A 13591-nucleotide genomic window follows, 5' to 3' on the forward strand; every position below is an offset into this window, starting at 1 on the left:
AGCAAACGTGGCATCCGCGCTTTGTCGTTCTGCCATCGGCGAGCTTCACGCCAACGGCGACAACGGGTTCCAGACGGAAGCCGGGTCATGCTGTTGAGCGTCGCTCCGGTCGCCAAGCCGGTCCGCGCACTGGGCGGATTCTTCGGCATGACGCTGGATGTCTTCGTGGAACTGTTCACCTCGCCACTGGCGTGGCGAGAATACCTTTTTCAGTCGTGGTTCGTGGCGCGAGTATCGGTGTTGCCGGCCGTCCTGATGATCATTCCCTACGCACTGATCAACACCTTCATCTTCAACATCTTGCTGAGCGAGTTCGGTGCCGCCGACTTCTCCGGAGCCGGTGCGGCATTCTTCAACGTGAATCAGATCGGACCGCTGGTAACGGTATTGGTGACTGCCGGCGCCAGCGCCACCGCGATGTGTGCCGACCTCGGCGCCCGCACCATCCGGGAAGAACTCGATGCGCAGCGGGTCATGGGTATCGACCCCATTCAGTCCCTGGTGATTCCGCGGGTGCTGGCCGCGACGACGGTGTCCGTGGCGCTGATGGGACTTGTGGTGCTCGTCGGAATGGTGGCCTCGTTCCTGTTCTGCGTGTTCGCGCTACACGTGTCAGCCGGCGTCTTCGTCGCGGGCATGACGGTGGTGACCGGACTCGGCGACGTAGTGGTCTCCGTCGTCAAGGCATTTCTGTTCGGCCTCGGCTCGGGCCTGATCGCTTGCTACAAGGGAATTTCAGTCGGTGGCGGCCCGGCCGGCGTCGGTAATGCGGTCAACGAAACCGTGGTGTTCTCCTTCATGGTGCTGTTCACCATCAACATCATCGTCACTGCGGTCGGCGTCCAATTCACGTTGCGATGAGGCAGGACGAGACATGACACATTCGTCGACCGGACCAAGCCCAGCGGCACGATTTCCGCGCGTGGCGCGGGCGGCGGACAAACTCGTCGGTGAGTGGGACCGCGTCGGTGACCAAACTCGCTTCTACGTCCTCACACTCGCCCGCATCCCGGACGCGGTTCTGCACTATCGGCCGGAGTTGTTGCGTTTGATTGCCCAAATGGGTTTGGGGTCAGGGGCTCTCGCGGCAGTCGGTGGGACGGTCGTCATCGTCGGATTCATGACGATGACCACCGGTGCGGTGGTGGCCGCGCAGGGCTACACGCAGTTCCAATCGGTGGGAGTCGAGGCCTTCACCGGTTTCGCCTCGGCCTTCTTCATCCCCCGGCTGATCGTGCCCGGTACGGCCCAGGTGACGCTGACCGCCACCGTCGGCGCCGGTGCCACCGCCCAGATGGGTGCCATGAAGATCAACGAGGAAATCGACGCGCTGGAGGTCATCGGAATCCGCAGTGTCACATATCTGGCCGCAACTCGGGTGGTCGCCGGAACCGTCGTGGTGATCCCGCTGTATGCCGTGGCGCTGATGACGGGCTTCCTGGCCGCGCGGTTCGGCACCACGGCCATCTACGGACAGGCGGTGGGCGTGTACGACCATTACTTCAACACGTTCCTCAACACCACCGACCTGGTGTGGTCCTTCCTGCAGACCATCCTGATGATCGTCGTCGTGATGCTGGTGTGCACCTACTACGGCTACACCGCCGGGGGCGGTCCCGCCGGGGTGGGGGAGGCCGTCGGTCGCGCGGTACGTGCCTCGATGGTCGTCGGCGCCATTGTGTTGGTGGCCGTCACCCTTGCCGTGTACGGGCAGTCTGGCAACTTCCATCTGGCGGGATGACGGCATGAACCCCCTGCACAGAGAGCAACGCATCCCCACCCGTTGGTGGCCGTTGTTCCTGCTGCTCCTGGTCGCGGTCCTGGCCTTGTCGACTGCGGCAGCATTTCGCGGCACGTTCCGCTCGGTGGTGCCGGTGACCCTCGCTTCTGACCGCTCGGGATTGGTGCTGGAGACGGGCGCGAAGGTGAAACTGCGTGGCGTCGAGGTTGGCCGGGTCAGCCAGATCAGCGGGGGTGGGCAGGGTGGTGCTCGGATAAAGCTGGATATCGACTCGGATCAGATCCGTTACATCCCAGCGAATGTCGAGGCCAAGATCGCGGTCACCACCGTATTCGGCGCCAAATTCGTCGAGCTCGTCTATCCGGAACACCCCAGCGCACAACGGTTGCGGGGCGGCGCTGTGCTGCGGTCCACCAACGTCACGACGGAAGTCAACACCGTTTTCGAGAACGTCGTCGAACTGCTCAAAATGGTGGACCCGGTCAAGCTCAACGCAGTTCTGACCGCCGTGGCCGACGCGGTGCGCGGCAGAGGTGAACGGATCGGCCGGGCCACCACGGACCTCACCGAGGTGCTCACCGCGCTCAATGCCCGAAAGGACCTGTTCCGGGCCGACCTCAGGGCCTTGCAGGCCGGCAGCGACACCTACACCGCTGCGGCGAAGAACATCGTCTCCATCCTCGATGCGGCTGCCACCACCAGCACCACCGTGGTGGACCACAAAGCGGACCTGGACCGGTTGCTGCTCAACACCATTGGCTTCACGAAGGACGGCACCACCCTGTTGGCCACCAGTAAGGACAACCTGATCGGCGTGATCGACAGCCTCGAGCCGACCACGCGACTGCTCGAGATGTACAGCCCCAGCTACGCGTGCACACTGCAGGGCGCGCAATGGGTCATCGACAACGGCAAGGGCATTTTCGGTGGGAACGGGCGAAGCTTCGTCGTCGACGTCGCTCTGCTGCTGGGCAACGACCCGTACATGTATCCCGACAACTTGCCGACCGTCGCCGCCAAGGGCGGACCCGGCGGAAGGCCAGGATGCGGATCCCTGCCCGACGCAACCAAGAACTTCCCGGTGCGCCAATTGATCACCAATACCGGGTGGGGCACCGGGCTCGACATCCGCCCGAATCCGGGCATCGGACGACCCTGCTGGGCCAATTACTTTCCCGTCACCCGGGGCATACCGGAGCCGCCGAGCATCCGTCAGTGTCTCCCAGGACCGGCGCCGGGGCCCGAACCCTATCCGGGAGCCCCGCCCTACGGGGCTGCGCTGTACGGGCCCGGAGGCGTTCCGTTGTGGCCCGGAGTTCCGCCCGCGGATGCCGCCGCGGCCCCCGGATCGGGCGGTGCGTCGTGATGCCACACGTCTCGCGCGACACAGGAGGACGCCCGTGACCAAGAATCTCACCGGAACCGTCTGGCGCCTGGGGATTTTCATGATGGTCTGTGCACTGGCCCTGGCCGCGACGGTGGTGGTGTTCGCGCAGCTCCGGTTCGGCGCACGCGCGCAAACGTACACAGCCCAGTTCACCAATGTGTCCGGGCTGCGGGCCGGCGACATGGTCCGGGTGGCCGGCGTCGAGGTCGGCAAGGTCAAGGCGATCGCCGTCAATCGCGACGCCACAGTTCGCGTCGAGTTCAGTGCCGACCGGGCCGCGACGCTGACGGAGGGCACTCGCGCCGAAGTCCGTTATGACGACCTCATCGGCGGACGCTACCTGGCGCTGGTGCCAGGCTCAGGCAACCCGAAAGTGCTCCGGCCCGGCCAAACGATCCCCCTGGACCGCACTCAGCCGGCGCTGGACCTCGATTCGGTGACCGGTGGTTTCCGGCCACTCTTCCGCGCGCTGAGTCCGCAGCAGATCAACGACCTCAGCGGCCAACTGCTGCAGGCCTTTCAAGGCCAGGGCCCCGCTATCGGCTCCTTCCTCAGTGAAGCCGCCGCGGTCACCAACACCCTGGCCGATCGAGACGTGTTGATCGGCCAGGTGGTCAACAACCTCAACGCGGTCCTTGGTTCGCTGGGCCGGCAAAGTGGACAACTGGACCGGGCCGTGACCAACCTGGCGGACCTCGTCCATGCCCTCGCGGAACGCAAGTCGGACATCGTCAACGCCGTCGCCTACACCAACGCAGCCACCGGATCGGTTGCCGAACTGCTGCACCAGATCCGGCCGCCGACCCGACAGGTGCTACGCGAAACCGACCGCGTCGCAGCTAATGTGCTGCGCGACCACGAGTATTTCGATCAAATACTCAACACGCTGCCGGACAGCTACCGGATGCTCAACCGCCAAGGTATCTACGGCGACTATTTCAGCTTCTACTTCTGCGACGTCGTGCTCAAGCTGAACGGCAAAGGCGGCCAACCGGTCTACGTCAAGGTCGCGGGACAGAGCAGCGGGCGGTGCACACCAAGATGAGGATGAAAAAGCCTTTCTCGCAACGAAACCCGTTGGTGCTCGGCGCCCTCGGCATGCTAGTGGTCGTTGCGATCACCGCCGCCGCGTTGGGCAACCAGATGCTGCCGGTAGTCAAGCAGAGCAACGACTACGCGGCGTATTTCGTTGACGCAGGAGGATTGTTCGAAGGCGCGATCGTGCAGATCTCAGGCTTTCCGGTAGGGAAGGTCTCCTCGATCACGCTGCGGGACAACGGTGTTCTCGTCGGCTTCGATGTACCCAAAGACATCCACATGGGTGACCGAAGCGAGGCTGCGATTCGGACCAAGGGACTGCTGGGCACCAAGGAACTCGATGTCACACCACGCGGCGACGGCGAGCTCACCGAGCCGATTCCCATGCAAAGGACGACCTCGCCGTACCAGTTGCCCGAGGCGCTCGGCGACCTCGCCACCACGATCAGCGGCCTGAATACCAACCAGTTGTCCGACTCGCTGGCCACCCTGGCCCAGACGTTCTCCGACACACCACCGCAGCTGCGGGAGGCCGTACAGGGTGTCGCGCGGTTCGCCGGAACCCTGAACAACCGCGACAAGCAACTACGCAACCTGCTGGAGAACGCCGCCAAAGCCACCGGTGTGCTGGCCAGACGAACGGACCGGATTGTCAGCCTTGTCCGCGACACCAATGCGCTGCTCGCCCAGTTGCGTACGCAAAGCGCCGCGCTGGATCAGCTGGCCGGCCACATCTCCACGCTGGCAACGCAATTGAAGGCGTTCATCGCCGAGAACCGCCAGCAGTTAAAACCAGCGCTGGACAAGCTCAACGGTGTCCTGACCATCGTCGACAATCGCAAGGATCGAATCAAGGAAGCGATCAAGGGGCTGAGTACCTACTCCATGTCGCTGGGTGAAACGATCTCCTCGGGGCCGTTCTTCAAGGCCTACGTCGTGAACTTGCTGCCCGGCCAATTCGTCCAGCCCTTCGTCGACGCCGCATTCTCCGATCTGGGACTGGACCCAGCGACGTTGGCGCCATCTCGGCAGAGCGATCCACAGACCGGTCAGCCTGCCACACCGCCCCTGCCGGTGCCCTACCCGCGCACCGGCCAGGGAGGTGAGCCGCGCCGCACCCTGCCCGACGCCATCACCGGCAACCCCGGCGATCAGGGCTGCGGGCCGCCCGGATTGGCATTGCCCGGCCCCACCGGGTGTTACCCCTACGTCGAGCCGCTGCCGGCGCCGCCGCCGGGCGGGCCGCCTCCGGGGCCGCCCGGCCCGGCCCCGACCCAAGCCGCTGCACCTACCGGAGCCCAACCGTGACAGAACGAATCCGCGGCGCGCGGCCCATGTTGGTGACGGTACTGGTCGGTCTGTTGATCGCCGGGGTGGTGCTGGTGATCGACATCGGCGACCACACCGCGAAGACGATCGTGGTCGGATACTTCGACAACAGCACCGGCCTGTTCGTCGGTGACGACGTCCGCATTCGAGGGGTCCCGGTCGGGAAGGTGGACAAGATCGAACCAGAACCACTGCGCACCAAGATCACCTTCTGGTTCGACCGTAAGTACAAGGTCCCGGCCGACGCCCACGCGGTGATCTTGTCTCCGCAGCTGGTGACCGGCCGCGCCATCCAGCTCACCCCGCCCTACGCAGGCGGGCCGGTGATGCGCAGTACGACGGTCATCCCCCAGGACCGCACCGCGGTACCGGTGGAGTGGGACGCCATTCGCTCGCAGTTGGAGCGCTTGACCGACATGCTGCAACCCACCGAGCCCGGGGGAGTCAGCACGCTCGGTGCGTTGATCAACACCGCGGCCGACAACCTGCGCGGTCAGGGACCCGCCATCCGGGAGACGGTCATCAAGTTGTCGCAGACGGTGTCCGCGCTGGGCGATCACAGCAAGGACATCTTCGGCAGCATCAAGAATCTCTCGACGCTGGTCACCGCACTTCAGGACAGCGGGCATCTGCTGCGCCAGCTCAATGTCAACCTGGCACAGGTATTGGGCGCGTTGGCCGATGACCCGACCGCAGTAGGACAGGCTGTGCATGATCTGGCCGCGGTGGTAGACGATGTACAGAGCTTCGTCGCAGAAAACCGGGAACCGATCGGCGTTGCCACAGAAAGGCTTACGTCGATCTCCAACGCCGTAACGGCCAGCCTCGAAGATCTCAAGCAGACGCTGCACAGCATCCCCACCGTGATGGCCGATTTCAACAACATCTACGAACCTGCCAACGGATCGCTCACCGGTGAACTGATGATCAACAACTTCGCGAATCCGATCCAGTTCCTCTGCGGCGCAATCCAGGCGGCCTCCCGGCTGGGGGCCGAACAGGCCTCGAAGCTGTGTGTGCAATATCTGGCGCCCATCGTGAAGAACCGGCAGTACAACTTCCCGCCCCTGGGTGAGGACCTACTGGTCGGAGCGCAGGCGCGGCCTAACGAGGTGACCTACAGCGAGGACTGGATGCGACCGGATTTCGTTTCACCAGAACCGATTTCGCCTCCGTCGAATTCGCACGCGCCCGCAACCGCCGGCTTGCCGGCCGAGGCGCCCCCCGCCCCGCCGACCTTCACCGATCCTGCCGCCGGCCTGGCCGGTTTGATGGCTCCCCCACGAGGAGGCTCATGAAAATGCCTCCGTGGCAACGTATCGCGGCCGGGATCCTGAGCGTCGCGGCGATCGCCATGACATCGGGCTGTGGCTGGCGCGGCGTGAACTCGTTGCCGCTGCCCGGCACCGAGGGCAACGGCCCCGGGGCCTACGACGTGCAAGCGCAAATGCCCGATGTGAGTAACGTCCAACCGAATTCGCGAGTCCGGGTGGGCGACGTGACGGTGGGTCACGTTTCGAGGATCGAACTACAGGGCGAACACGCGCTGGTCACCATGCGGCTCAACGGTGACGTAGTGCTACCGGCCAACGCGACGGTGAAGATCGGCATGACCACCATCTTCGGTTCCCTGCACCTCGAACTGGCCCCACCCACCGACCAGCCGTCCCAAGGACGGCTGCACGCGGGCTCGGTGATCCCGTTGTCGCGTGCCGGCGCCTACCCGACTCCCGAACAGACGCTCGCCGCGCTGTCACTGGTGTTGAATGGCGGCGGGGTGGGCCAGGTGGGCGACATCACCGAAGCGCTCAGCACGGCCTTTCGCGGGCGTCAGGGTGATCTACGCAACCTTGTGCAGCAATCGAACACCTTCGCCACGAACCTCAACCAGCAGAGCGCCGACATCATTGCGGCCACCGACAGTCTCAACAATCTGGTCGGAACCTTCGCCGAACAGCAACCGGTGCTCGACCGAGCGGTCGCCACCATTCCCGACGCGTTGGCCGTACTCAACGACCAACGCGGCAACTTGGTCGAAGCCGCCGGCCAACTCGGCAAGTTCAGCGCCCTGACCACCCTGACCGTCAATGAGAGCAAGCAGAATCTCGTCGCAGAACTGCAGCAACTCGGTCCGGTACTGGAGGCATTGGCCAATGCGGGACCGAGTTTGACCAAATCGCTTGGCCTGATTCCCACTTACCCGTTTCCCAACGCCGACATCGCAAAGTGGCAGCGCGGCGACTACGCGAACCTGACCGCGGTGATCGACCTGACCCTCAGCCGCCTCGACGCCGGCCTGTTCACCGGTACGCGGTGGGAGTGCCACCTGACCTGGCTGGAGTTGCAGTGGGGCCGCACCATCGGGCAGTTCCCCAGTCCGTGCATGGCAGGCGGTCCGGGCAACGTCAGCAATCCGCTCACCGCGCCCTATCACGTGGACCAGGGGCGATGACGTGCACTTGAATCGACAAGCACGGATTCAGCTGGCCATCTTCACAGTGGTAGCGCTCGTCGCGCTGGCGCTGATGACCGTGCATTACATGAAGCTACCGGCCAAACTGTTCGGCATCGGGCACTACAAGATCACCATGCAACTACCGGTCACCGGGGGGCTGTACGCCAGTAGCAACGTCACCTACCGGGGAATGGAAGTGGGGCGGGTGGAGTCAGTGCACCTCACCGATTCCGGGGTGGTCGCGTCGCTGTCGTTGCGGTCCGGAATCGACATACCCAGTGACTTGCGGGCCGAAGTGCACAGCCAGTCGGCGATTGGCGAACAGTACGTGGAGTTGTTGCCGCGCAGCAGTTCTGCGCGACCACTGCGGGACGGCGACGTGATCGCACTGCAGGACACCTCGGTGCCGCGCGATATCAACACTCTGCTCGACAGCCTCAAGACCGGACTGCAAGCAGTGCCTCGGGCCAACTTGCGCACCGTCGTCGACGAGTCCTACGCCGCCGTCGGAGGACTCGGGCCCGAGCTGACCAAGATCGTCCAAGGTGGCACCGACCTGTCCATCGAGGCCCGCGAGAATCTGGATCCTCTTCTCGCGCTGCTCGACAACGCCAAACCCGTGCTGGACTCGCAGACCCAAAGCTCGGGAGCAATCCAGGACTGGGCCGCGCACCTGGCCACCGTGACGCGCGAGCTGCAGACCCATGACAGCGATGTAGCCGTCGTAATCGACCGGACCGCACCGGCATTGGCCGAGGCGCGCCAGCTAGTCGACCGGCTCCAGCCCACCATCCCGATCCTGATGGCCAACCTGCTCAGCGTCGGCAAAGTTGGACTGGCCTACCACAACGATCTCGAGCAGATCCTGGTGCTGCTGCCGCAACTGGTGTCCATCGAGCAGGGCTCGCTGGCCGCGAATGTCAACACCAAACAGGCGTACCAGGGTGCTTACCTGAGTTTCAACCTCAACCTCAATTTGCCGCCTCCGTGCACCACCGGATACCTGCCGGCGCAGCAGCGCCGGAGCGCGGCCCTCACCGACTACCCGGATCGCGTCCCCGGAGATCTGTATTGCCGTGTGCCGCAGGACTCCCCGTTGGGCGTGCGCGGTGCCCGCAACACCCCGTGCGAGACGGTGCCGGGCAAGCGCGCGGCGACGGTCAGAGAATGCGAAAGTGACCGGCAATACGTGCCGCTCAACGACGGATTCAACTGGAAGGGCGATCCGAACGCCACCTACAGCGGGCAGGGCGTGCCCGAGCTGCGGCCGGGCCAGCCGACACCGCCGCCCATCGCCGTCGCCTACTACGACCCCGCAACCGGCGCCTATGTCGGTCCCGACGGAAATCTGTATCAACAATCCGACCTCGCCCAAACCGCGCCGAAGGACAAGACATGGCAAACGATGCTGCTTCCGCCGGGATCATGACGCTGACCGCGGACGCCGAGGACAGTGCACTCGACGACTACGTCGCCGAGGAAGACACGAATGACGTTGAGCCACCGGCGTTCAGCGGTAGACCGTTTCGACGACGACGGCACCCGGTGGCTTTCGGAGTGGTCGCCGTTGTGGCCTTGTCCTTGCTGGTCGGCTGGCTGGGATGGCAGAACTGGCAGGCTCGGCACGCGCAGCAGGCACGCGCCCGGTATCTACAGACCGCCCGGCAGGCGGCACTGAATCTCACCACCATCGACTGGCAACACGTCGACGCCGACGTGCGCCGCATCATGGACAACTCGACCGGGGAGTTCCAGGACGAGTTCGCACAACGGTCGGCGCCGTTCATCGAAGTGGTGAAGCAGGCCAAGTCGTCGTCGGTGGGCACGGTGACCGAAGCCGCGATGGAGTCCCAGACGGCGGAGGCGGCCAAAGTGATCGTCGCCGCGTCGGTCAAGACGTCCGATGCCAACGGGACTGAACCGGTTCCCCGTGCGTGGCGGATGCGCATCTCGATCCAGCGGATCGGCGACCAGTTCAAAATCTCGAGGGTGGAGTTTGTGCCATGACACTGGTGAAATCTGTTGAGCCCGAGGCCGACGACGAAACCGTCGATGTCGAAACGGCCCAGCCTGAAGATCGGGCGCGGCGGCGAAGGCGGCGCCGGCCTGGGTGGAAGACGACGGTGACCTACGCGGTACTACCCGCGCTGACGATGCTGCTGGCTGTCGGCGCGGGATACCTGAAATGGCAGACCGGCGTTACGGTGCAAGACCAAGCCGCCCAATCCGAAGCGGTCCGTGCGGCCACCGACGGGACGGTCGCGATCCTGTCGTATCGCCCAGAGACGGTGCAAAAAGGACCTCGACGCCGCCCGCAGCCGGTTGACGGGCCAGTTCCTCGATGCGTACACCTCGCTGACCCGTGCGGTGGTCATCCCCGGCGCTCAGCAGAAGCAGATCGCTGCCACGGCGACTGTTCCCGCCGCCGCTCCGGTGTCGGCCACGGCAACGCACGCCGTCGTGCTGGTATTCGTCAACCAGACCGTCACCGTGGGTGACAACACGCCCGCCACCTCGGCCTCCCGTGTCCGGGTAATCCTCGACAAGGACGACAACCATTGGCTCATATCGCATTTCGACCCGCTGTGACGCTGACAGCCCCTCGAAGGATACGAAGGATCAGGATGTCGAGCCGGACACTGGCGACCGTGGCAACCGTCTGCATCCTCGCCTCTGTAGCGCCATGCGCGCGCGCCGACGACGACAACAACACATTGGTACCGAACAACAAGCGCCTCAACGACGGTGTCGTCGCCAACGTCTTCACCGTGCAGCACCAAGCCGGCTGCACCAACGACGTAAAGATCGATAAACGGCTGCAACTTGCTGCGCAGTGGCACACTGACGACGTACTGCACAACCGCGATCTGGACGGCGACATCGGTTCGGACGGGTCCACCGCGCAGTCGCGGGCCAATGCCGCCGGGTACCGCGGTGCGGTGGCGCAAACGGTCGCGATCGTTCCCGCCTTGGCCATCAACGGAGTTCAGGTCATCGACCAGTGGTACTACGACCCGATCGACTACGCAGTGATGTCCGACTGCGCCTACACGCAGATAGGCGTCTGGTCGGCGAACAGTCTGGACCGCAGCGTGCTGGTGGCCGTCTATGGAGCGCCCCGGTGAGCTGACGCCTTTGCCCGGCACGGGGGAAGGCCGCGGAATGGGGACGGGCGCGAACGACTGCGTGTTACGGTCGCCTGGTTGGGGCGCCCGACTGGGAGGCGTAATTGGTCCAAGACCTCGCGCGTATGGCAGCGCAGGAGGCGGCCGCGGTAGCGGCGGCCGTCGATGTTGCGGATCTGGCCGAGCGCATCGGTTTGCGCGCGGTCGAGGTGATCGCCGAATTGCATGTCCCCGGGGATAAGCCCCTGGTGCAGCTGACCATCGAAGCCGCGCTGAGCAACGTGCATGCGGTACTGCGCGGCTTCTCCGCCGCGGAGTTGGCGGCGGCCGCCCAGCCCCCCGAACCCACCCTGCGTTGGGTGTCGACACTGGCCCAGCGCGGCATCTCGGTAGCCGCGATCCCACGCTGCTACGTGATCGGACTCGGGCTGTGCGATGCGGCGCTCCGCGAAGCAGTACGCCGCTCGGATGCTCCCGAGAAGGTCAAGTGGCAGCTGGCAACCTCAGCCTCGCAGTACCTGTTCGGTTTTTGCGAGAAAGTGTCGGGTGACCTCGTCGACTACTACGAGCGCGAACGGGAGTTGTGGGTGCGTGGCGCGGACTCGGTGCGCGCCGAACTGGTGATGGCGATCGTGTCCGGCCGTCCCGTCGACCTGCACGCGACCAGCGCGGCGCTCGGGTACAACCTCGACCGGGCCCACGTCGCCGTGGTGGTGTGGAGCGACCCACTCAGCCAGGACAAGCCGCCACTGCAGGCGCTCAAACGCGCCGCGGCCGAGATTGCGCACCACCTCAACGGCATGGAGTTGCTTGCTGTCCCCGGCGGCGCATCCGTTGTGTGGGCGTGGATCAGCGGCCCGAATGTCACTGATCGCTCGCCCGTGGAGTTGTCGGTGGATGCCCCGTTGATGGCCGCGGTCGGCGGAGTCGCCCACGGGCTGGACGGCTTCGTCCGGTCCCACCGGCAGGCGTGCGACGGTCTACGCATGGGTGCGGTGTTGTCTCGCCCCGCAGGCTCGGTCACTGTATACCGAGACGTCGCGCTCGACGCGCTGCTGACACAGGATCTGGCTGCGGCGGGGTTGTTCGTCCGGGACGAGCTCGGAGAACTCGGCTCGGACTCCGAGCGCAGTCGCCGGCTCCGCACGACGCTGACCGCGTTCTTCGAGGAAGGCCAGAGCTGGGGGCGAACCGCTGAGCGTCTGGGTGTGCATCAGAACACGGTGATGTACCGGGTGGCGCAGGCCAAAGACCTGCTCGGACGTCAGCTGACCGAACGCCGATTGGAGTTGGAGGTGGCGCTGCGCCTGGCCGAGGCCGAGGCCAATCTGAGCCCGGGCGCGCTGGCCAGTGCGGGGTTACCCGAGCCGCAGCGGTCGGTGAACGGCCTGTGATCTGACTCCGGGGGGGCTGGATCTCATTCCGCCGTAATGGAATTCGCGGTCCAGATCGACGGCGTACAGGGCGCGGCTGCCCGACCGCTCAGCGAAAGCGGACGTTCATCGTCGCCAGGCCGAAGATCTTTCTGCCGCCGGACTTCGCGCCGAGGATGATGACCCCTTCGCGCGTGGCCGGATCCAATGCCTTGACGCGCCCGCTGAATTCGATGTCGCAGCCCTCGGCGGCCGACACTATCGCGGGCTGCGACAACCGCACCGCGTAGCGGGTGACCGCGCCCGGGTCGCCCGACCACGCGGAGTGAAAGCCGGCGCCCAAACCCATCGTGAGCATCCCGTGGGCGATGACGTCGGGCAGCCCAGCCAGTTTGGCGAGTTGTTCGTCCCAGTGAATCGGGTTGGCGTCGCCGGCGACGCCGGCGTAATTCACCAGGTCGCCACGCGACAGCCGGGTGTGGTGCGCCGGCAGCTCGTCGCCGACTGCGAGATCGTCGAAATTGCGGCTGCCGGGTCTGCGGGCGCTGTCCTCGGCGATGCGTACCTCGCCCTGCGGGCGCACCGTCTTCACGTAGGCGGCGTTGGTTTCACCGATGTCGAGAATGTTGAAGTCGTGCATCATCGCGTTCTGCACGGCCTCCTTGGTGGTCGCACCGATGTCCTCGGCGGTGACCCCGACCACGGTGGTGTGCAGGGTGTGCACGCGCTCGCCGGCGGCGTCGGTGAAGGTGTTGGTCACGGTGATCAGGTCCCTGCCGGCGACCCTGCGTACCGAGGTCAGTTCGACGTCGACCACCAGTTCGTCGCCCTCGACGATCGGACGGTGTTGCTCGAAGACCTCTTCGGTCTGCACATAGGTGTCGTAACCGATGACCACCGATTCGAACATGCGGCGATTGCAGGCCATGCCCGGCGCCGAGGTGAACGTTATCGGCGCCACCAACCCCGAATAGCCCAGCTCCGCGGCGGCGCCGGCGTCCCAGTGCGCGGGGTGGTAGTCCTGTACCGCACGGGCGTACTCACGTACCTTTTCCCGGCCTACCAAGTACGTGCCGTCCATCTGGTAGTGGTGGCCGACCCGTTCTTCGAGGACGGACGCTTCTGCTGCTGCGGTCATGGATT

12 protein-coding genes and 1 pseudogene are annotated in these 13591 nt (G+C 65.1%); 12 read left to right on the forward strand and 1 reads right to left on the reverse strand.

Annotated features, from left to right (window positions below; all coding sequences use genetic code 11):
• The first annotated feature begins 87 nt into the window (after window positions 1-87).
• The 12 genes and pseudogenes from L6444_RS00670 to L6444_RS00725 all read left to right on the forward strand — a co-directional run bounded on the left by L6444_RS00670 (window position 88) and on the right by L6444_RS00725 (window position 12469).
• A complete protein-coding gene (locus L6444_RS00670; RefSeq protein WP_236979544.1) occupies window positions 88-861 on the forward strand; it encodes an MlaE family ABC transporter permease in 774 nt (257 codons plus the stop codon).
• A 13-nt stretch (window positions 862-874) separates the two neighbouring features.
• Complete coding sequence (locus L6444_RS00675) at window positions 875-1741, forward strand: ABC transporter permease (protein WP_236979546.1); 867 nt, start codon at window positions 875-877, stop codon at window positions 1739-1741.
• Between the two features lie 4 nt (window positions 1742-1745).
• On the forward strand, window positions 1746-3107 hold the full coding sequence (locus L6444_RS00680) for an MCE family protein (protein WP_236979548.1): 1362 nt from the start codon (window positions 1746-1748) through the stop codon (window positions 3105-3107).
• Window positions 3108-3141: 34 nt separating this feature from the next.
• Entirely contained in the window at window positions 3142-4173 is a 1032-nt protein-coding gene (locus tag L6444_RS00685; RefSeq protein ID WP_236979555.1) for a virulence factor Mce family protein, read from the forward strand.
• Between the two features lie 2 nt (window positions 4174-4175).
• A complete protein-coding gene (locus L6444_RS00690; protein ID WP_370653057.1) occupies window positions 4176-5474 on the forward strand; it encodes an MCE family protein in 1299 nt (432 codons plus the stop codon).
• A complete protein-coding gene (locus tag L6444_RS00695; RefSeq protein WP_236979557.1) occupies window positions 5471-6793 on the forward strand; it encodes an MCE family protein in 1323 nt (440 codons plus the stop codon). Before L6444_RS00690 ends, L6444_RS00695 begins: the two co-directional genes overlap by 4 nt.
• Window positions 6794-6795: 2 nt before the next feature.
• Window positions 6796-7947: a virulence factor Mce family protein gene (locus L6444_RS00700; protein ID WP_236984542.1), complete on the forward strand. Its 1152-nt coding sequence runs from the start codon at window positions 6796-6798 to the stop codon at window positions 7945-7947.
• A 1-nt stretch (window position 7948) separates the two neighbouring features.
• Complete coding sequence (locus L6444_RS00705; RefSeq protein ID WP_236979558.1) at window positions 7949-9379, forward strand: MCE family protein; 1431 nt, start codon at window positions 7949-7951, stop codon at window positions 9377-9379.
• Between the two features lie 2 nt (window positions 9380-9381).
• On the forward strand, window positions 9382-9957 hold the full coding sequence (locus L6444_RS00710) for a YfgM family protein (RefSeq protein WP_370653134.1): 576 nt from the start codon (window positions 9382-9384) through the stop codon (window positions 9955-9957).
• A gap of 146 nt (window positions 9958-10103) precedes the next feature.
• A pseudogene (locus L6444_RS00715) lies at window positions 10104-10539 on the forward strand (hypothetical protein).
• Between the two features lie 35 nt (window positions 10540-10574).
• The gene (locus L6444_RS00720) at window positions 10575-11075 is read left to right on the forward strand and encodes a CAP domain-containing protein (protein WP_236979562.1); all 501 of its coding nucleotides are present in this window, start codon (window positions 10575-10577) and stop codon (window positions 11073-11075) included.
• A gap of 125 nt (window positions 11076-11200) precedes the next feature.
• Window positions 11201-12469, forward strand: coding sequence for a PucR family transcriptional regulator (locus L6444_RS00725; RefSeq protein ID WP_236979564.1), 1269 nt, complete (start codon window positions 11201-11203; stop codon window positions 12467-12469).
• 88 nt (window positions 12470-12557) lie between these two features.
• Here L6444_RS00725 and L6444_RS00730 read toward each other — a convergent pair whose 3' ends face one another.
• Window positions 12558-13586 carry a fused (3R)-hydroxyacyl-ACP dehydratase subunits HadA/HadB gene (locus L6444_RS00730; RefSeq protein WP_236979571.1) on the reverse strand — a complete coding sequence of 343 codons (1029 nt, stop codon included), beginning with the start codon at window positions 13584-13586 and terminating at the stop codon, window positions 12558-12560.
• Between the last annotated feature and the right edge of the window lie 5 nt (window positions 13587-13591).

The organism is Mycobacterium kiyosense, from assembly GCA_021654635.1.
In the GTDB taxonomy this organism is placed as follows: domain Bacteria; phylum Actinomycetota; class Actinomycetes; order Mycobacteriales; family Mycobacteriaceae; genus Mycobacterium; species Mycobacterium kiyosense.

Coding starts and splice junctions, on each gene's coding strand:
- L6444_RS00720 (WP_236979562.1), top strand. CDS start 10,575: ATGTCGAGCCGGACACTGGCGACCGTGGCAACCGTCTGCATCCTCGCC.
- L6444_RS00700 (WP_236984542.1), top strand. CDS start 6,796: ATGCCTCCGTGGCAACGTATCGCGGCCGGGATCCTGAGCGTCGCGGCG.
- L6444_RS00670 (WP_236979544.1), top strand. CDS start 88: ATGCTGTTGAGCGTCGCTCCGGTCGCCAAGCCGGTCCGCGCACTGGGC.
- L6444_RS00725 (WP_236979564.1), top strand. CDS start 11,201: ATGGCAGCGCAGGAGGCGGCCGCGGTAGCGGCGGCCGTCGATGTTGCG.
- L6444_RS00680 (WP_236979548.1), top strand. CDS start 1,746: ATGAACCCCCTGCACAGAGAGCAACGCATCCCCACCCGTTGGTGGCCG.
- L6444_RS00690 (WP_370653057.1), top strand. CDS start 4,176: ATGAAAAAGCCTTTCTCGCAACGAAACCCGTTGGTGCTCGGCGCCCTC.
- L6444_RS00730 (WP_236979571.1), bottom strand. CDS start 13,586: ATGACCGCAGCAGCAGAAGCGTCCGTCCTCGAAGAACGGGTCGGCCAC.
- L6444_RS00675 (WP_236979546.1), top strand. CDS start 875: ATGACACATTCGTCGACCGGACCAAGCCCAGCGGCACGATTTCCGCGC.